The following is a 19,644-nucleotide window of genomic DNA, read 5'->3' on the forward strand; positions in this document are numbered from 1 at the left end:
ATCTCTTTTCATTAAGGGGGAAAATATGTTTAATAAGGCTATTGTTATTGGTGGAAGTATGGCGGGAAAGTTTGCAGCAAAAGCATTATCAACTTCTTTTAAAGAAGTAATCATTTTAGAAGTCGGTGAAAAATGGGATGGAAAAACTTCAAGAAAAAGAGTTCCACAAAGCAATCATCCTCACGTGTTATTAAAAGGTGGAGAAAAAGCAATTGAAGAATTGTTTCCTACTATTACGAATGAATTAATAGAAGCGGGCAGTATCATAAATAACTTTACGCGTGATTTGAAATGGCATCAATTTGGTCTATGGAAACAACCGTTCATAGGGGAAGTACATATGATTCAGCAAAGTCGTCCTTTGCTAGAATGGCATATTCAAAAACGAATTGATCAAATTTCAAATATTACTATTAAATATGAAACATTGGTTAAAGGGTTATTAGTAGATGGAAAGCTTAACAAAGTGTGTGGAGTAAAAGTTAAATATTTAGAGGCATGCAAGAAGAAGTTTATGCAGATATTGTAATTGATGCGAGTGGATTTGGGTCGAAAAGTATAGAGTGGCTACGAGAATACGAAATTGAAGTAAAAGAAGAGAAAGTTCGTATTGATTTATTTTACGCAACGAAAATGTTCAAACTTAAAGAAAATGAGGAGTTAGACTGTTGTAATATGTTAATGTCTCCAAGTTTCCCTGAAAACCCTTATGGCGTTCTTATTCAAACGATTGAAGATAATCGTTATTTTGTTACCTTCAGTGGATATGCAAATGAGAAAGCACCACAAACAGATGATGAGTTTTATGATTTTGCTGAAAATCTATCAATCCCTAATGTAACAAAGTTTCTAAACAAAGCTGAGGGGATTACTGATATAAAGACATACAAAATTCCTTATCAAGTACGTCGGCGATTTGATTTAGTTAGCAATGTACCAGAAGGGTTGTTAGTAGTTGGAGATGCGCAATGTCGTTTTGATCCCGTTTTCGGTCAAGGTGTTTCAGTTGCTGCTATGGAATCTCACCAGTTGCAATTACTTCTGCAAGGTAGAAAACAACTTGATAAAACATTTACACAACAATTTTATAAAAAGGCAGCTAATATAATAGAAACCCCTTGGGATATGACAACAACGGAAATATCACGTCACCCGCAACTAAAGAGAGAATTAACTACGAAACAAAAATTTCAGCTGTGGTATACGAAACAAATATATCGACTATCCGCAAGTGATTCTGATGTTTATATTCGGTTAGTACGAGTGATGAATTTAATTCGTAGTCCATTTCATCTTTTTCATCCGAAAGTGCTACTAGCTGTATTACTTAATCGAAAGAAATAGCAGGAATATAATTGATTAAAAAAGAATGTATAACAGTTAGTAAATCAAGAAGGAGAATACGGGATGGAAATATACATAGAGCAACTAAAGAAGCAAGACGCTAAGGATTTATTTACGTTTGAACTTACGAATAAATCTTTTTTTGAAACAATGGTACCAAATCGTGGCTCGAAATATTTTGAATTTGAATATTTCCAAAAACTACTAGACGATTTATTAATAGAACAGGCGGATGGAGATTCTTATTTTTATTTAATTCGTAATGAAGAAAAAGAAATTGTAGGACGAATAAATTTAGTAGATATAGATACAGAAACTCGAATTAGTTCGCTAGGGTATCGGGTCGGAGAAAAATTTACTAAAAAAGGAGTTGCAACAGCAGCCGTAAAATTAATTTTAGACGTAGCGAAAAACAATGAAATTAATAGGGTTCATGCTAAAACAACGACTAATAATCTCGCATCACAAATTGTACTAGAAAAAAGCGGATTTTCTTCTTATCAAAACGAATCAGATACAACATCTGTAGAATTAAATGGAGAACATGTGAAGTTTGTACATTATATTTGGAGAAATACTTCGCGCTTATAATAAGGGGGACTTATTCATGAATGATTTACGTTATCCAATTGGCCAATTTACATACAAACGTCCTATAACTGAAGAAATGATTGATACATGGATTCAAGAAATTGAAGATTTACCTAATGAACTAACAAAGGCAATTAAAGATTTAGATCAGAAGCAGTTAGATACACCGTATCGCGTTGGAGGATGGACTGTCCGTCAAGTTGTTCATCACGTTGTTGATAGCCATATGAATAGCTACATACGCTTTAAATTAGCACTGACAGAAAAGAATCCAACTATTAAACCGTATAAAGAAGAAAAGTGGGCAGAATTGCCTGATTCGAAATTACCGGTAGATGTTTCACTAGTAATGCTAGATTCATTACATAAAAGATGGGTTAACCTTTTATATTCATTAGAACCTACTGATTTAGAAAAGACATTTAATCATCCTGAATCTGGTGAAACAAAATTGGCTGTTGCAATTGGACTATACGCCTGGCACGGTCGTCATCATACAGCTCATATTACTTCTTTAAGAAAGCGTCTAAATTGGTAATATGGAGATTATATTAGAGAAGGCGACAGAAACTGATGCAGAAGTTATATTTCAAATGCAAATAGACTCATTTAGCCTTTTATTAAATACATATAAAGACTATGAAACAAATCCAGCAAATGAAACTATCGAAAAAACTATTTGTAGAATAAATCATGTAGACAGTGGCTTCTATAAAATAATAGTGGCTATGAATCTTGTTGGGGCGATATGTATTTCACAAAAAGAAACACCCTCTAAATTTTGGATCAGTCCAATGTTTATTCACCCGAGTTATCAAGGGAAAGGAATTGCTCAAAAGGTACTTATATTAATTGAGGAAATGTTTCCTGAAGCAACGAGCTGGGAACTGGCTACTATTTTAGAAGAAGAGAAAAATTGTTTTTTGTATGAAAAGATGGGGTATAAAAGAACAGAAGTTATGAAGAAATTAAATGATAAAACTACACTTATTTATTACAAAAAAGAAAGGTAAAGCATATAAAATACGCTTTACCTTTTTATGTTAATTCAGATTAAATATACGAAAATGATGTATATTCTTCCAAAATACTCGGGTTAGTAATTTTGGAATTGAATAAAAATACAAAAACTACTACTTTGTCGTAAATGTTACTAACGCTTTTTGAATGCTTAAAATACTATCGTCACCTTTAAATTCTTTCGTAATTGGATCTTCCATACTAGACACCCAAATTTTAAGTTCTGCATCCAAATCAAAATGCCCAGCCGTTTCGATGCTATATTGTGTAATGCTTTTATAAGGAATAGAATGGTATTCTGTTTTTTTGCCAGTTACTCCTTGTTTATCTACTAAAATAAGACGACGATTTGTAAATACGATTAGATCACGAATTAATTTATAAGCATGCTCTACTTTTTCATCGTCTAGCATAATCTTCTCTAAATCACGTTCTACACTTTCAGAACTCGTATTTGATGCATTTCCTAAAATACCGCTAAATAAACCCATATTAAATTCCTCCTTTAATATATGTGGAATGAATTACTTATATTGTAACATGTTACTCACAAAGATATTATGACATTACTTTAGTAGTTTTTGGTTATTGTTGTAATTAGTTTATATAACCTCATCTTAATATCTTGTGCTAATATGAAATTAAGAAAAAAGAAGCAGAGGGATATAGCATGAAGAATATCGGTTTAGTATTAGAAGGCGGCGGGATGAAAGGATTATATACTGCAGGAGTACTTGAGTATTTTATGGAAAGAGATTTATTCTTTCCGTATGTAGTCGGTGTATCCGCTGGAGCATGTATGGGAGCAACATATTTGTCACGTCAAAAAGGAAGAAATAAGAAAGTGAATACAGAGCTAGTAGCAGATCACAGGTATATATCTTATCGAAATTTAATTAGAAAACGTGAATTATTTGGAATGGATTTTTTATTCGATGAAGTACCAAACAAAATTGTACCGTTTGATTTTCAAACTTTCCTAAATTCAAATGAACAGTTTGTAATCGGAACGACTGATTGCGAATCAGGACAAGCAGTTTATTATAATAAAACAGAACACGGAAATGATATTTTAAAAATTATTCGTGCATCAAGCTCTGTTCCGTTTATAGCACCTGCTGTAGATTATGATAATCGAAAATTGTTAGATGGAGGGATTATAGATCCTATTCCAGTATTAAAAGCGCAAAATGATGGTTACCAAAAGAATGTTGTTATTATGACAAAGCCGGATGGATACGAGAAGCAGCGGAATAAATTTTCTGGATTGGCTAAAATTTTATATAGGAAATATCCGAAAATCGCAGAGACTTTAGTAGAACATTATCGCTTTTATAATGAAACGATATCTTATATGAGTCAAAAAGAACAAAAAGATAATTTTTATGTAATTCAACCAAGTGTACAGCTTCCTATAAGCGGAATAGAAAGAGACAAGGAAAAACTCGTTAATTTATATAATCTAGGTTATAAAGATGCTCAATATCATTATGAAAACTTATTAAATTGGATAGAGAAATAAAGGGGTGGGTATTTGAAGTTAGGAAAACAAGTTATGTTTAATGAATTGCAGAAAATGCATAGTCCTCTATATAAACCATTTCCGAATTGTGATATTCGAAAAATACGGAAAGATCATAAAAATATGTTTACAGAAGATGATTGTATAAGTGCTGATTTAAATTATTATTGGATGCATACAGCAGGGACTTTAAGTTACGTACTTAATGAAAATGAAAAGGAGATTTCGTTTGAGCAAATAAAATGGCTACGAAAATCGTTTTTCGAATGGTTTCCACAATATCGTTTTCTAGAAACAGAAATTGTGAAGTATCCCATTTTGTATAGAGATTTCATGAATTATGAGAAGGTCCGGAAACTATTACTTTATTACCTTACTGAATAAAAGCGAAAGCGTACAGGTTACATTACTTGTACGTTTTTTGTTCATAAAATATACAATATTAACAACTTGTTTATATAGGAATTCTAATACGAAGAAAGAAGTACATATAGAATGATGTAAGGGAGGGAGAGATGTTTAGTGATCATTTTCCATTAATTTTTTGTCCAACTAGAGCGTCTGTGTTAAGCATAGGGATGAAAGTGCAGTATAGCAGTCGTTTCCCTTCAAATCATTATCCATCTGGAAAAATTGAAACACATTCTTTTCATAGTACGATTTTAAATAACACACGTAGAATTCATATTTATACGCCTCATGATTATTCTCACACTTCACATCTTCAAGAACTTCTCATTGTGTTTGATGGGAATTCATTCATTAATAACCTTTCAATCGAAAGAACACTCAATTATTTAATTCACGCAAAAGAAATCCCATCTTGTATTGCTGTTGCTATAGAACCAGTTGATCGGCTAGAAGAACTAACTTATAACGATAAAATGAATGCGTTTTTAACGGAGGAATTACTTCCGTGGATCCAGGCGAAGTATCGAGTGCATCAAGAAGCCAAACATACAACAATTGCTGGTTTCAGTCTTGGTGGCTTAGCAGCTTTTTATGCAGCGCTTCAAAATCCACACATTTTCGGGAACGTGTTGTCAATGTCTGGATCCGTGCATTGGAAAAAGGATAGTTATGAAAATATAATTCCTTGGATTGAAAATAAAATTTCATCTATAGATTCCAATACGAGTCAATCTCATTTTTACATAGCAGCAGGAGAACTCGAAAATAAACCTCTTTTAACGGCTAATAGGAGCCTGTACAAAGCTTTAAAAGAAAAAGAGTACCAAATTACTTATGAAGAGTTTCAAGGCGGACATGACAGTGTGTGGTGGTGAGAAAAGTTATTTGATGGATTGATAGCATTGAAACATACAAAAACAACGCTAAAAAATGAAAAGGGGAATGAATCTATGAATCAAGATGAACTAGATAAAAACCTTAAAAAACAAGAGATTTTAGTAAAAGATGAGAAAGTTTGGTCCTATACGTATGAGGATCATATTAGTTCTATCGTTAAAGAAGCAGAAAAGAAAGGGTCTTTTGATAATTTACCCGGTAAAGGGAAACCTCTTAATCTTGATAAAGACCTTTCGTACAATCCTGAAAAGCAATTGTATAGAACTTTGAAAAATAATCATGTTTTACCTAGGTGGATTGAAATTTCAAAGGAAATTGATGATTTAAAAGAAAGACTAAAAGAAAATACAAATACTACAGAAGCAGCGGATTTAATTCGAACTATTAACAAAAAGGTTTTAGAACATAATTTAATTTGTCCACCAAGTGCGCAAAAAACAAGGGTGAAAACGGATTTTTAACAATTTTTAATTAAGCTATCTCATGCTATATAATTAAGTAAGGCATTTTCAATTCATTATTAAAGGGAGGTAAATGTGATGAAGAATACGTATCAGCTTCAATTACCGAAAGAACTAGAACAGTATCGAACAAGTTTAGAAGAAAGTGTAAAACCGTATATTAAAGTGTCTGGAACGCTAGCAGAGACAACTCTTTTTGAAAGTAAGTTTGGCGGTTATCCGTATTTACCTATAAATCAAGAGCATCCTAAAGACTCAAACGGACAACCTATGATGTTACTTGCGCAGTTGAATTTTGAAGAAATGCCGCATATTGAATCCATGCCTCAAAACGGACTGTTACAATTTTTCGTAAGTGCTGATGATGAGCTTTTTGGAATAGATCTCGATCATCCAACAAGCCAAAACGACTTTCGAATTATTTATCATTCTACAATAACGGCAGATTTAACTAAGGTTATTACTGATTTTAATTATTTAAATACTTTAGCTTTAGAGCATTTTATCATACCTGAAGCAGTTAAACTAAAATTTGAATTGGATTACCAACCAGTAACATCAAGAGATTATCGATTTGAAAAGATTTTTAGTGATATCATTGATTGGGGAGAAATCGTTGATGAAGAAAATGAAACAGAATTAGGCGAACTATATGATGATTTATGTGAAAATTACGGGCATAAAATTGGTGGCTATCCGTTTTTCACACAGACAGATCCGAGGGAATGGGAAGAAAAATACCAACAACATGATATATTATTGATGCAAATCGATACAGACAATTTATTAAATATTATGTGGGGAGATTCTGGCGCTGCTAATTTCTTTATACGCAAGGAAGATTTATTAAACTTAGATTTTTCTAACGTTATATACAATTGGGATTGTTACTAAAAGATATAAATAAAATAATAGCAAACTAAAAATCTTCCTGAAGGTGAGGAGGATTTTTTTATGTTAAAAATAAACATTATGTTAACTAGAATACAAAACGATATGTACAATAAAAGTCAAGTGTAAATAAAAGAAATAACAACAAGAAAATATAAAATAATAAAGTGTATGTAATTAGCAATAAATCGATACAGTAAAACATAAAATGAAATTTATAATTTAGATTTTGTATAGAAAAATTATTTCGCATAAAAATTTATTGCTGATCAAAAATATTTTTGAGTCGCTAAATGATACATCGATAATCGATTCAAATATGCTGTGATTCATTGATACAAAAATAAACGATATAAACTGTAGAAATTCATTTAGATAAGACTTTGTGTAAATCTCATTAAAAATCTCCGTTTCGTCTCATTAAGTATAGTTTACTTGGTTTTTGATACCTGAGATTACTTTGTTTCAGTTACTGCCTATAATATATATTATGTTAACTAATTAAAAATAATAAACTTATTATATATTAGATATTGTTATTGGGCTCCCCTTTTCTTTGGATTCATTCTGTGTGATGGATTGTGTGGTTATTTGTTTTTGTTTTATAAGTTGTTGATGCTAATGTCTCCAGATATAAATGATATTTAAGACAATAAAAAATACAATTCGTTTAAAATGAACGCATTAAACGAATTGTATGGATATGATTAATAACAAGTTTTTAAAATTAGTTTGCTACAGCAATTGCTTCGATTTCAATTAATAAGTTATCGTTAATTAACTTTCTAACTTCTACAGCTGAACTTGCTGGTGGATTGTTAGTATCAATGTATTGGTCTCGACTATATGAGAATATCCGAAAGTTGCTGGCATTGTTTCTGGATTGATAAATTTCTTTTGCATGGCTCTTCTCTCCTTTTAATATCTTTTTTTCTTTATATTAGGTTTTTATTTCAGATTATCCTCTATTTACTAATTATTGTCTATACATTCAGCTGCTACATACGCAAAAGTATATTAGTCACTTTAATTTAAAGTTTTTAATAGATTATGTACGTTTGATTTTTTTGAGCGCTTGTTATAATTACGCCTTTTGTATTAATTCTTCAGTTACTTTTGTATAGAAAAAAGTGATACCACCAAATAAAAAATTCTTCGTAAGTTATTTCTTTTGAGTATCTGCTGCTTGCAAAGTATTCTTTTAAAGGCTTCTCATTTTCTTTACATAATAAAATCAAATCTTTACTGATCGCGTTCGCGATTTCGTTAAGTATAGATAAGTCTGCGGCTGTAAACACTGGGATAACAGGTTGTGAATTTTTATATAAGCCTAATTCTTCGTATAATACATTTAAATTTAAGTCTACTTGTCTATCTGCTGCTACAAAATTTTCACGATGCTATTTCGTATAATTAATATCGATAATAGCATCGTGAAAATATTCTTCAAACGTTTCTTTATTCGCAGTTATTAAATTCAAAGTTGTATAACGAGTGTTTCCATAAAAACCAATTTGATTAGAATACTTTTCAATTATGTTAAGTGTAGGTTTAATTAGAGGCTCACATAGGTTATACAGCTTTTCTCCTTCATTAGCTGTTATAACCATACATGTTGGATAGTAACTCCCTTCTGTCTTTTTCAATAAACCTTCTAGTTCTAATGCGTGCATTTGTTTTTCGAATTCCTCGTTAGTCCAATTTGGCTTTGTTTTTATAGCATTTGATTTTATACCCAGATGGAGCATTACAAGTAAATATTGAAGGTTTGTTCCGCTTATTTTTAAAGTTGGATAATTGTCACCTTATGAAATCATTTTTGTCTCATAAGTTGTTTTAAGTATTTTTTCCGGAGTATAATTAGCAAGCATTTTAAAATCCCTCCTTTTTTAGTAATTTAATTGTAAAATCTATGTATTTACTATGTTCTATAAATAAAAATAAGTATCCTTTAATGATTTCAATTTAAAAACCTTCGTATGGCTAAGCTAATACCTATCTATACTAAGGTTATCTAGAATTCTAAATTTAGTTAATGCTATTTGGATTTGTCAAATTAAGTTGTTCATACTCTGTTTTAAATTGATTATCATTTTTTAACCAACGTTTAAAAGTTGATTCGCTTATTTCTAAATTAGAACAAGCTGTAGCATTACATTTAGTTTTCATATATTCTTTAAGGAAATTTCGTTGTCTTTGTTTAACGGCAGTTTGAGTTTGTTTTAGTTTTCGATCTTGTAATTGGTCTAAACTTAGACTTTCTTTCTGAAATACTTCATATTTTCTATGCAAATAAATATCTTTGTCTTTATAAATCCAATTTGAAAATAGTTGTATTGATTTTCTTCCGGATAAAATGACGCGATAATGTTTATTTTGATCTAGTAAATCGGCTGGTAAATTGTGATTTTGTAGTATTTGATTTAAAGAGTTCATAAAATTATATGATCCACCTACAAAACTAACTGTATAAGCTTCATAATTGACGTAACCATCTCCATCAAAATACCCACGAACAAAATGATGTAAAAATTCTTCTGGTACGAAAGGAAATTCAATGTTAAATGATTTGCATGGCATGTATACACCTGTTTTTTTGTTTTGGTAAAGTGGTTGGTTTGTGTGTAGTTCTTTTTTTATATCTTCTAAAATAGCACTTTCTTTTTGTAAGATACTGACACATTGGTTTTCTTTTTGTATTACACCATCTGCTGCTATAAACCCTAAAATATAAGCCATGTTATTTGACCACGTTTTAAAATAATCTTCTTTTAAGTCATACTTTCTCTTCCAGCTCCCTATAGCTCGCCTTGGTACGTTCTTGTCTTTTAAAACCATACGAATATACCTTGCAGACACGTTAGCAAGCATAGCAATTTCTGAGGTACTCTTCCCTTCTGCATACAGATGAATGATTTCAGATTTTGATAGTTTACATTTTGATTTCTTTTTTCTCTCTATTTGCACTTACATCCTCTCCTTCCTTTTGTTAATTAGAGACATATTTGCTTCTATAACATACAACGAAACATATGTTCTTTGATGCTTATAAGAGGAAATTTACTAAATTAAAATAATTTACATTTACTTCATATTGGTTTTATCTGCTGCTGAATGAATCTCATTTTATATATATAAATAATAAATATGTCAAATTAATGAAATGTACTGCATTTAAGATGAAAGGTAAAATGATATAGTTTAAACTACAAATAGCTACAATAACAACATACGTATATTGTTAAACGTAAAAAGGAGAACTAATGAAAAAGAAATATACAAATCAAATTCATACTGATATGAGTTTTAAACCAAAAGATATTATAGGTTTAATGACTGATTACTTTAAAATGAAAACAAAGCTGCGTCCTATAAAGCATTTACCTATCGTTTTATCAAATAAAGATAATGAATCTTTAGAGAGTGTTACATGGTTTGGCCATTCTGCTTCTCTTTTAAAAATAGAAGGTAAAAAACTGTTATTAGACCCTATGCTTGGAGATGCCTCTTCCCCGTTCCCTGTTTTTAATAGTAAACGTTATAGTGGTGCTTTTTCTTTAGAACGTGAAGATCTTCAGGAAATTGATGCGATTATCATTTCGCATAATCACTATGATCATTTAAATTACAAAAGTATTATGCAGTTAAAAGATCGTGCAAAGCATTTTTATGTTCCGACTGGAGTTGCACGTTATCTTATTAAATGGGGTGTTTCACCTAATAAAATTAGTGAGCATAATTGGTGGGATGAAATTACGTTTGATAATATTAAGTTAGTTTGCGCTCCTGCAAGGCATTTCTCCGGACGAAGTATGACTGATAAAGATCGTTCTTTATGGTGTTCATGGCTTATTCTTGGTCAAGAAACGAAGGTTTTCTTTAGTGGCGATAGTGGCTATGCTCCGCACTTTAAGGAGATTGGTAATAAATACGGTCCGTTTGATCTTACTTTAATGGAATGTGGACAATATGATGCGAGATGGTCTGCTATTCATATGTTGCCAGAAGAAACCGTACAAGCTCATATTGACGTTAAAGGAGAATTACTTCTTCCGATTCATTGGGGTGCTTTTACGTTAGCATTACATGAATGGAGTGATCCTATTGAACGTGTTACGAAAGAAGCAAATCGTTTAGGGGTTAATATTGCAACGCCACAAATCGGTGAAGCTATTACGTTAAAATCTAAAGGCTATCCTACGTCAACTTGGTGGAGAGAAGTATAATTATAATAAAAAGCGAACCGATTAAATATTGATGGTTCGCTTTTTATTCATTTATGACTCATCTATTAAAATTCTTTGTTTTATCTACTGGAATTGCATTTTTCATCTTTTCTGTTGTCCAATATCCTGTAGGGTCTTCTATATCGTTTGAATCTTGAATAGCAGATGGGATACCGGGGGCTTTTTTTAGTTGAGTAAGGGTATCTTTTTCGCTAGAGGCTGCCAATGCTAAGTAAATAATTAAGGGCATTATAATGATACTAGTTATATATACCCAAAATAAGTGATTTCCTTTTTTCATGAGCTCCTCCTTCTATTACATACTAATCTCCCCTAATTACTACTTTACTATATTTGCCTTCCCGCTATCTAAAACTCTGCTTGTCGGCACAGAGGTAATATCAATGGTTGTGTTCATGCTCTTATCAGTTAGTTCAATGAGTTCGTTTTCGTGATTAATTTTCTGTAAATCCCACACCATTCCATTGAATTCGTTATGCTGTCCACTTACCCTTAAAATGTTTTTTGTTTTACTTGACGGTTGTATTTGTAGATTTGTAAATTGATTCCCGCTAATCTCATTTGGTGTAGTTAAATTACTATCCATATAAATCATATTCACACAATCCTCTAGAGAGAAGTTCATAAAACGGTTGGCATTTATCCAGGCATGTCCAGATTTCGGTTTTTTCGCTATTAATTTTAACCCTGTTTCCATTCCTGCTACTTTAATGTTATCGAAGTTAATAAAGGAGATTTCATTTTCTTTTCCACCAGTGAATAAAGAAATTCCTGTTCCTTTATTTGTTTCGGCCCAATTTATAATATTTATATCTTTTATTTGTGTTTTGTTCCAAGTGTTATAATACTTATTTTTACCATCTAAATATATAACTTCAGAATTAAATTTAGGATCATTGATAGCTATGTACGCTCCTTCAATCGAAGCATTTTTTTCTAGTTCCAATACCCTAAAGTTTCCCTCAACAACAAATTGTGTACCATAACCGAATAATAATTTAACACCTTGCTTAACGATGATTGGTGAAGTGACTTTATATTTTTTATCATCGAGCAAAACCGTTTTAATTTTACTTGATTCTGCTTTATTAATGGCTGCTTGAATTTTATATGAATCATTTTTACCTTTAAAGTCCTCAACGAACAATTTATCATTTTGAACTAAACTTTCTTTATTGTAATGAAAAAAAGCGAAAATAATTAGAACGATACCTAAGAGTAAAGCGATTATTTTCTTCATAATACTCACCCTCACGTTAAATTTTATCTTTAGTTTCACTTCGACTACATTAGCTATTTTCTGTTACTGCTTGCACTAATTTATGTATTGAATCTATTGGGGTCGTCTGCTTAGCTAATTCTTTATTTTTATACTCTACTAATTTATGATTTGATAAAATGCAAGAGTGTTCTAATATTAATTCATTATAAAGTACTTCAGTTAAAAATTTAGGTATCATCTCTCCTACGCCGTAATTATAGTCACTTAAAATCCAAGATACCTCTTTCCAATCTAGAATTCCTTCTGAGACTTTTTTTGGAGTGTGATATGTAAATTCATTAAGTAGCTCAACTAGATAGACATATATGCCACCAGAATATGAGGAATCCTCCCATTTAATAATGCCTTTAAATTGAATTTGATTTTGTTCCACATCTATATTTGTTTCTTCTTTTATTTCACGAATTGCATTTTCTAACGGTGTTTCTCCATTTTCTATCTTCCCTCCTACACCGTTCCATAATCCTTTTACAGGATCATATTCTCTATTTAGCATAAGTATTTCTTCATTTCTTTTTATAAAACATAAAGTATGCTTGTACATTTTTTAATTCATTCCTTTGTTCTTAATAAGTTCTAACAGGTGATATTAAATATACTGCTGCAGATTGTTCACCTGATTCAATTAAAATAGGTCTCATAGAACCACCAAAACTTAAAGTAACTCTATCTTCTTTTATTGCTTTTAAAGTATCGACCATATATCGTCCATCAAAAGATATATTTAATTGCTTTTCACCGTGAATAGTATCTATTTGTTGTGTCTCGGATATTTTACCAATCTGAGAAGCATTAGAAGAGATTTGTATTGTGGATTCGTTGATGATTTCTAAGTTAACGTTGTTGTTTGCCCATTCACTAGCTAATAAACTTGACCGTTCTACACCTTGTAAAATCTGTTTTCTATCTATATTAATAACCGTTTGGGATTCATTTGGAATTAAGCCAGATATATTAGGATATTTTCCTTCAATAAGCCTTGAATACAACGTAATTATACCGAATTTAAAAATAATATGACTCTCTGAAAGATATATGTATACTAAATTTGAATTACTGTTCATTAATTTTAGTAGTTCACTAATAGTGGAACTTGGTACAATACAATTTAATTCCGCATGTGAAGAAATGGGTATTTCACGTAAAGCCAGTCTATGAGAATCAGTAGCAGCACAAATTAATTTGTTATGATCAATAACGAAATGTACGCCAGTAAGAACGGGTCTAGATTCATTTTTAGCAGATGCAAAGACAGTTTGTTTAAATACTTCAATCAACTGTTCCATTTCTACTTGTATTTCTGCATGATCGTCTATAAATGGTACATTCGGAAATTCGTTCGCCGAGAATCCATTTAAGTTTAAAGTAATTTCATCAGATTGGATTGTAATCAACTGCTCATTCATACTTTTTATTAAAATCTCACTTGGCATTTTCTTAATAATTTCAATGAAATACTTTGCTGGTACAACAATACTCCCTGCTTTTAAAATAGTTGCAATTTGTTCGTCTTCAATTGAAATAGGTATAAATTTTTCAATGAAAATATTCGAATTACTTGCGATTAAAGTAATTCCGGATGGATCTGCTGTTATTTTTATTCCGGATAATATAGGAATTAAATTTTTTGTTGAGATAGCTTTACTTACTTCTGAAAGAGCTTGTGTAAATTGTTTGTGATTAACGATAAACTCCATTTTTCCCCCGCCTTAAATGAAATACTATCTTTATGAAGATTGATGAATAATAGTTCCATTAAAAATATAAGGAACTGTTTCTTTCTTTTGTAAAAGGCTTTTTAAGTGTTCTGGTATACGTAAATAAGGTTCTGCTTTATGTAATTCCATCCAGATAATTTCTTCAATTTCTTTTGGTCTTGATATACAGATTTCCCCTCCGATTATTTCTCCTAAAAAATTAAAGAAGATTGCATGATGTCCCCTTTCCTCAAAAAACGCTTCACTAATGGAACAAACCCCTTTTACGGATATATCTAGTCCAGTTTCTTCTTTTACTTCACGAACTGTTGCCTCTTCTAACGTTTCACCTAATTTAACTGCTCCACCTGGTAAAGTGTAATAAGAGCCATTTTCCCCTTTGTTTTTAACCATTAAAAGCTTTTCGTGAGTTTCATTGTATAACAGCGCGTATGTAACATTCACCTTTTTCATATTTAATCCCCTTCAATGATACGAATTTTCTGTCTTTATTTCATTCTATCATTAAATGGTTTTTATTCACAAAAAAGAAAAAGAACATGTTTTGAAAAAGAATAATCAAAACACATCCACTAAATGTTAAAAAATCGATTCGGTTAAAAAATACCAAGCAATAGCAACTATAAATTTAATATGTTTTTTACAACCTTTTTTCTAAATAATAGTGATGATGTCCTTTAGGATGATCTTTACTGACTCCGATCACTTTGTATCCATGTTTTTTATAAAAGTTTGGAGCTTGGAAACTAAAAGTGTCTAAGTTTATAAGCCGACATTCTTTTTCGATTGCAAATTCTTCAATAAGTTTCATTAATTTGCTGCCATAGCCTTCGTGTCTATATTCTTCAGACACCCACAGAAAGTCAATATGCAAGTGATGCCAAAAAGTTATCGCTGTTACCCCTCCGATTATTTCTTCTTTTTCATTCCTTACTATAAAACTTACCTTTTCTGAAGGTGTTTTCTCTTCATTTGAAAGATGTTTTTGGTTATATTCAATTACTTTCTCACTTATGTAATCACTATCTTCTTGAATCCATTGTTTTTGAATTTTCATTTTCAGTATCACGCACCTTTTTATATTTACGTAATCTATTCAATTTAATAATTAAATTATCCTGTCTTTATTAATAGTAGGTTACGTAATAAGTAAAGGGTGAAGTGCAGATATTTTGAGTGGAGACTCTAATTGTAATTAATAGTAATTATCCTTTTTACATGGTTTTATTTTGATGTGGAGTACATTGTTTACACATTATCTTATAATGTAAAGATAACCTTTTAAAAAGAGCCCCTGCATAAGGACTCTTTCTTAGCATTAAGCTATTTTTCGATTTAACGATTGTATTTCCTTCTCCTTTTCTGCATTTGGAGGGCGGATTACTATAGAGATAACGAAAGATATTACACATAGAACACCTATTGTAATGAAGGTTGGTTGAAATCCGCCAAGTAGTGCTCCAATGAATGATCCTGCAAGTGCACCAAATCCGAAACCTTGGTAAACAATCCCATAGTTTGTACTATGGTTTTTTAATCCGAAGAAGTCCCCGACAATGGCTGGGAATATAGTAATATTACCACCAAAGCAAAAGGCAACACTTGCTACACAAGCAAAATAAATCCCGTAATTTAGCGGAATAAAACTTAAAGTGAAGACGGACAATCCAATAATAATAAATGTAGCAGAGACGATTTTTAATCGGCCTATTTTATCTGATAACGTTCCAAGAATAATTCTACCTATTGTATTAAAGATTGCGATCATTGCGACGGCATTTGCGGCAGTCGCTGCACTAAGGCCGACGAGCTGCACCCCAATGTCTTTTACCATACCGATTAAATACAGTCCGCCCATACATGATGTAAATAGCATGAAAAATAAGAGATATACTTGTTTTGTTTTCATCATTTCACGCGGCGTATAATCATTGTGTAATGTTTCAGTTACAGTGTTACTTACAATTGCTTCACGTAAGAAGAATGATCCTGTCAACACTAAAAGTAAGACGATAATACCCCAATATAAAAATGCTTGTGATACTCCAAGACTGTTGATAAGATTTCCGTTTATATATCTAAAGATTAAGCTTCCCATTCCATATGCCGAAACAGATATACCAGAAATAAGCCCTTTACGGTTTGGAAACCATTTAATTAAATTAGATAGTGAGGTAATATACGCTGTTCCATCAGCATATCCAACGACAACACCAGCTAATAAATAAAGTAATGGTAATGAGGAAACTTGTGAACTAAGTATTAAACCGAGTCCTAAAACAATTCCTGCAGTAGCGATTAGTTTACGGAGTCCAAATTTTTGTTGTAGCTTTCCTGCAAATAGAGTTGAGAATGATAAAGAAAAACTCGTAATTGAGAAAGTAATCGCGACTGAATTGAGGTTCCATCCAAACTTACTTACAAGGGGTTGATTAAATAAACTCCATGTGTAAATTGTTCCTAGGCCAATTTGAACAATGATTGTACCTAGAACAATTAGCAACGGATTTATAGATGATTGTTTCATACTAACTGTCCCCTTCTTTTATCATGACATGAATTTTCACAATTAGTATATCCATGATAAATTGCACGATACCGTACGGAAAATGGAAATTAAGTTAGTTTACACAAAAAAGACACTTCATCAAGAAGTGCCTTTTTTTAGGTTATATACAGATGTATTTAAAGAAAGCTTTGTTAAGATAAGACATTTTCAAATGCTTATGTACATATGTTATCAAATAATTTGCGGAAAGTGATGAGACTTAAGACGTATTTTTCTTTCATAAATAAGTCGGAGAGAAAATTAATATTCAATTTCCTCGAAATCTTTCGGCTGCGGTACAGTTTGCATATTTGCTGCATCTTTCGGATCGCTATAAATCGCGTTTTGTTCTGTGTTTACATCCTTTATATTTTGCTTTTTATTTTTATTCACTTCATTTTTCATTAAAGTTCACTCCTTTTTATTATAGGAGTAGTTATGCCCTAACCGTATTATTTTTACTGCTACTAAATGTATCAGTGACTAAATTGCTAAATTCACGTAAATAATATAAATAATTATCCCCACCATAGTTGTATCTTTTATTGTACATTTTAGCAACGACGACATTATATTCTGGAATGACTAATATCGTGGGTCCTGTAATTCCTAATATTTGATAGGAACCTTTCGGAACTCGCTCACCAAGTTCGCTAAATAAAGCAGGTTCATTTTGAACGAACCAAAATAATCCGTTTTGAGGTAGTTCTTTATTTTTATACGCTGGACTTTGTAAGCTCGTAGCAAGTTCTATAACTTCTTTTGGCACAATTTGTTTACCATCTAAGAACCCGTTATTTAAATGCAGGTTCCCCCAGTATGCAAGTTCTCTCGCAGAGACAAACAAATTTTTCTCGGAGCCGTCATCTACTGCACCGACACTTTCTATAGCATCTTCATTTGGATTTACAATAACCTTAACTAAATTTTCATTATGTTCTATTCTCCATCCAGTTTCATTGAAGTTGGCAGGTAGGAATACACGCTCCTTTAATAATTCAGGAAAACTCTTATTATACAGCTGATAAATAAGCTGCGTTACCATTCTTACATTAATATCTCTGTACGCCCAAGCTTGTCCCGATTCAAATTCACGAAAAACTGTCCCCTCATCGTTTTCATTTAAACCGTGTGAATGAGTTACTAAGTGTCTTATCGTTGTCTTACCAAGTAATGAAGGATCATGTTTTTTAAAATAATTTACTGCCTCGTCATCAAGAGATTTTATTTTCCTCTCATAAACTGCATAAGCTACCATTAATCCTAAATAGCTTTTTCTTGCGGAAGCGACATTGAACTGTGAAGATATGTTTACTTTTTTACTAGTAGGAGTATTTGAATGCTTTCCACTATAGTGCTCTAGTACAATTTTATTATCTTTCATAATACAAAGTGCAGCCGCAGAACTTTGATTAGTTTCTTTAATATTTTCTACCCATGAAATTAATTTCTCATATTTGTACAAATAAGTTCCCCCTAAAATGAAAACGAAAAAATGATAGCATGAAAGAAAAGCGTTAACACAACATAAACTGGTATTTACACTTTTCTTTCATATGAAATATTATTCTGTACTTAAATAATCCACCAGCTCCAGCAATTAGAACAGCTGAAACAACCAACACAGCCAACACAACCTACACAACCACCGCAACGTCCGCCGCCACAACCACCACAGCGACCACCACAGCCACCACAACGTCCACCGCATCCGCCACAACGACGTGCATCGTCTTGGATGTAATAATATGGATATTGATTTTGTTGCTGATCCCAATACACAACATTACCAGGTTGATAATCATTAAGGTTTAATGCTTGTAGTTCTTGTTGAAACTCATTCATTATGAAACCCTCCATTTACAAATGTAAATTCCGTCCATACTTTTAACTTTATTTACTTTTAAAAATAAAGTAGAAATAAGGCTATAGACTAAATGCGTACATCAACAAAATATGACTTTACACTAGGTGATGTACCTTGTTTATGAGCCTATTTTCTTTATATTCTTTTAGTGGACGTAATTAATATAAATAGAGTCAATTAAAAGTTACTAATCCAGCAAGTTAATAGTTCATCACTTAATTTTCTTTCTAGTAATTCTTTTACTGAAGGTGCCGGCATTATTATATAAGAATTTATGTTTTCTTTATTAAAATCAATCCAGTGAAATGCTAAATGGGACTCTTTAGATATTGGAGTAAAATCAGATTTCAATTCATTAGAATCTATTTCAAAAATGTGGTTAATTTCATGGTGGAGAGTTTCTTTAGCTTGCCATTTATTTTCTATGACGCCTAAAAATTGTTTTATACTGCATGTTACTCCAAGTTCTTCGCGTAACTCTCTTATTAGTGCATTCTCTGCTGATTCCCCAATTTCAACATGGCCACCGGGTAAAAAATAGTGATGTCCTATATATTCAGCAACTAGTAATTTTTCATCTTTTATCATGATTGCTCGTACAATATGATGGAATTTACTTTTCATTTCGTATTCCTCCTAATCATTCACTTTATACTTGCTCAAAAATTGTCATTTAAAAGCGGGATAATATAAATCATAGGTGTTTCATATGGATGAACATTATGAATAACTGCAAGAGTACATTTACATGTTCGCGTTTACAATTTAATTGAAACTAATAAACTTGATAAACGATTCTAAAAAAGAGTATGCTGTCTCTTATACACATCTGACGCTGCCGACGA

General features: G+C 31.6%; 20 protein-coding genes and 6 pseudogenes. 10 read left to right on the plus strand and 16 right to left on the minus strand.

Going from position 1 to position 19,644, the window contains the following annotated elements:
- Positions 1 to 25 precede the first annotated feature (25 nt).
- The 4 genes and pseudogenes from JDS80_RS21810 to JDS80_RS21825 form a co-directional block, all read left to right on the plus strand.
- Positions 26 to 1,344: pseudogene (locus tag JDS80_RS21810) on the plus strand (FAD-dependent oxidoreductase).
- A gap of 63 nt (positions 1,345 to 1,407) precedes the next feature.
- The gene (locus tag JDS80_RS21815) at positions 1,408 to 1,935 is read left to right on the plus strand and encodes a GNAT family N-acetyltransferase (protein WP_071746035.1); all 528 of its coding nucleotides are present in this window, start codon (positions 1,408 to 1,410) and stop codon (positions 1,933 to 1,935) included.
- Between the two features lie 16 nt (positions 1,936 to 1,951).
- Positions 1,952 to 2,473, plus strand: a complete 522-nt coding sequence (locus tag JDS80_RS21820; protein WP_071746036.1) for a YfiT family bacillithiol transferase — start codon at positions 1,952 to 1,954, stop codon at positions 2,471 to 2,473.
- A 1-nt stretch (position 2,474) separates the two neighbouring features.
- Positions 2,475 to 2,948 (plus strand): annotated as a pseudogene (locus JDS80_RS21825) (GNAT family N-acetyltransferase); the annotation flags it as partial.
- Between the two features lie 120 nt (positions 2,949 to 3,068).
- Here JDS80_RS21825 and JDS80_RS21830 read toward each other — a convergent pair.
- The gene (locus tag JDS80_RS21830) at positions 3,069 to 3,446 is read right to left on the minus strand and encodes a PH domain-containing protein (protein WP_000522472.1); all 378 of its coding nucleotides are present in this window, start codon (positions 3,444 to 3,446) and stop codon (positions 3,069 to 3,071) included.
- Between the two features lie 179 nt (positions 3,447 to 3,625).
- Between JDS80_RS21830 and JDS80_RS21835 the strand changes: the two genes are divergently transcribed.
- From JDS80_RS21835 to JDS80_RS21855, 5 genes and pseudogenes are all read left to right on the plus strand, one after another.
- The gene (locus tag JDS80_RS21835) at positions 3,626 to 4,477 is read left to right on the plus strand and encodes a patatin-like phospholipase family protein (RefSeq protein WP_071746038.1); all 852 of its coding nucleotides are present in this window, start codon (positions 3,626 to 3,628) and stop codon (positions 4,475 to 4,477) included.
- 12 nt (positions 4,478 to 4,489) lie between these two features.
- Entirely contained in the window at positions 4,490 to 4,861 is a 372-nt protein-coding gene (locus JDS80_RS21840; protein WP_071746039.1) for a YxiJ-like family protein, read from the plus strand.
- 170 nt (positions 4,862 to 5,031) lie between these two features.
- Positions 5,032 to 5,763, plus strand: a pseudogene (locus tag JDS80_RS21845) (alpha/beta hydrolase); the annotation flags it as partial.
- A gap of 75 nt (positions 5,764 to 5,838) precedes the next feature.
- Positions 5,839 to 6,246: a DnaJ family domain-containing protein gene (locus JDS80_RS21850; RefSeq protein WP_199639944.1), complete on the plus strand. Its 408-nt coding sequence runs from the start codon at positions 5,839 to 5,841 to the stop codon at positions 6,244 to 6,246.
- Positions 6,247 to 6,324: 78 nt separating this feature from the next.
- The gene (locus tag JDS80_RS21855) at positions 6,325 to 7,140 is read left to right on the plus strand and encodes a YwqG family protein (RefSeq protein WP_199639945.1); all 816 of its coding nucleotides are present in this window, start codon (positions 6,325 to 6,327) and stop codon (positions 7,138 to 7,140) included.
- Positions 7,141 to 7,864: 724 nt separating this feature from the next.
- On the opposite strand, the pseudogene JDS80_RS21860 reads toward JDS80_RS21855, so the two are convergent.
- The 3 genes and pseudogenes from JDS80_RS21860 to JDS80_RS21870 all read right to left on the minus strand — a co-directional run.
- Positions 7,865 to 7,984: pseudogene (locus tag JDS80_RS21860) on the minus strand (Rid family hydrolase); the annotation flags it as partial.
- A 193-nt stretch (positions 7,985 to 8,177) separates the two neighbouring features.
- Positions 8,178 to 8,885 (minus strand): annotated as a pseudogene (locus JDS80_RS31600) (hypothetical protein).
- Between the two features lie 280 nt (positions 8,886 to 9,165).
- Complete coding sequence (locus JDS80_RS21870; protein WP_199639946.1) at positions 9,166 to 10,104, minus strand: LAGLIDADG family homing endonuclease; 939 nt, start codon at positions 10,102 to 10,104, stop codon at positions 9,166 to 9,168.
- A 296-nt stretch (positions 10,105 to 10,400) separates the two neighbouring features.
- Here JDS80_RS21870 and JDS80_RS21875 point away from each other — a divergent pair, with 296 nt between their 5' ends.
- Positions 10,401 to 11,363 (plus strand): MBL fold metallo-hydrolase, encoded by a 963-nt coding sequence (locus JDS80_RS21875; protein WP_199639947.1) that lies wholly within the window; start codon positions 10,401 to 10,403, stop codon positions 11,361 to 11,363.
- Positions 11,364 to 11,421: 58 nt separating this feature from the next.
- Here the strand turns inward: JDS80_RS21875 and JDS80_RS21880 are convergent, their stop codons facing one another.
- The 12 genes and pseudogenes from JDS80_RS21880 to JDS80_RS32370 all read right to left on the minus strand — a co-directional run.
- Positions 11,422 to 11,664, minus strand: a complete 243-nt coding sequence (locus tag JDS80_RS21880) for a hypothetical protein (RefSeq protein ID WP_199639948.1) — start codon at positions 11,662 to 11,664, stop codon at positions 11,422 to 11,424.
- A gap of 39 nt (positions 11,665 to 11,703) precedes the next feature.
- Entirely contained in the window at positions 11,704 to 12,624 is a 921-nt protein-coding gene (locus JDS80_RS21885; protein WP_199639949.1) for a hypothetical protein, read from the minus strand.
- Positions 12,625 to 12,673: 49 nt separating this feature from the next.
- Positions 12,674 to 13,210, minus strand: coding sequence for an NUDIX hydrolase (locus tag JDS80_RS21890; protein ID WP_071772612.1), 537 nt, complete (start codon positions 13,208 to 13,210; stop codon positions 12,674 to 12,676).
- Between the two features lie 22 nt (positions 13,211 to 13,232).
- Positions 13,233 to 14,363: a DNA polymerase III subunit beta gene (dnaN, locus tag JDS80_RS21895; RefSeq protein ID WP_199639950.1), complete on the minus strand. Its 1,131-nt coding sequence runs from the start codon at positions 14,361 to 14,363 to the stop codon at positions 13,233 to 13,235.
- Positions 14,364 to 14,393: 30 nt separating this feature from the next.
- Positions 14,394 to 14,837 (minus strand): NUDIX hydrolase, encoded by a 444-nt coding sequence (locus JDS80_RS21900; protein WP_071772614.1) that lies wholly within the window; start codon positions 14,835 to 14,837, stop codon positions 14,394 to 14,396.
- Positions 14,838 to 15,024: 187 nt separating this feature from the next.
- Positions 15,025 to 15,441 carry a GNAT family N-acetyltransferase gene (locus JDS80_RS21905; RefSeq protein ID WP_071746048.1) on the minus strand — a complete coding sequence of 139 codons (417 nt, stop codon included), beginning with the start codon at positions 15,439 to 15,441 and terminating at the stop codon, positions 15,025 to 15,027.
- A 261-nt stretch (positions 15,442 to 15,702) separates the two neighbouring features.
- The gene (locus tag JDS80_RS21910) at positions 15,703 to 16,911 is read right to left on the minus strand and encodes an L-lactate MFS transporter (RefSeq protein WP_071746049.1); all 1,209 of its coding nucleotides are present in this window, start codon (positions 16,909 to 16,911) and stop codon (positions 15,703 to 15,705) included.
- Between the two features lie 282 nt (positions 16,912 to 17,193).
- Entirely contained in the window at positions 17,194 to 17,337 is a 144-nt protein-coding gene (locus JDS80_RS21915; protein ID WP_002013225.1) for a hypothetical protein, read from the minus strand.
- A gap of 31 nt (positions 17,338 to 17,368) precedes the next feature.
- On the minus strand, positions 17,369 to 18,397 hold the full coding sequence (locus JDS80_RS21920) for a serine hydrolase domain-containing protein (protein WP_199639951.1): 1,029 nt from the start codon (positions 18,395 to 18,397) through the stop codon (positions 17,369 to 17,371).
- 110 nt (positions 18,398 to 18,507) lie between these two features.
- The gene (locus JDS80_RS21925; RefSeq protein WP_071746051.1) at positions 18,508 to 18,777 is read right to left on the minus strand and encodes a heterocycloanthracin/sonorensin family bacteriocin; all 270 of its coding nucleotides are present in this window, start codon (positions 18,775 to 18,777) and stop codon (positions 18,508 to 18,510) included.
- Between the two features lie 199 nt (positions 18,778 to 18,976).
- Positions 18,977 to 19,423, minus strand: a complete 447-nt coding sequence (locus JDS80_RS21930; RefSeq protein ID WP_071746052.1) for an NUDIX domain-containing protein — start codon at positions 19,421 to 19,423, stop codon at positions 18,977 to 18,979.
- 35 nt (positions 19,424 to 19,458) lie between these two features.
- Positions 19,459 to 19,571: pseudogene (locus JDS80_RS32370) on the minus strand (cytochrome C biogenesis protein); the annotation flags it as partial.
- Between the last annotated feature and the right edge of the window lie 73 nt (positions 19,572 to 19,644).

Origin of the sequence: Bacillus cereus group sp. N8 (assembly GCF_016483685.1) — a bacterium.
GTDB classification, from domain to species: domain Bacteria; phylum Bacillota; class Bacilli; order Bacillales; family Bacillaceae_G; genus Bacillus_A; species Bacillus_A proteolyticus.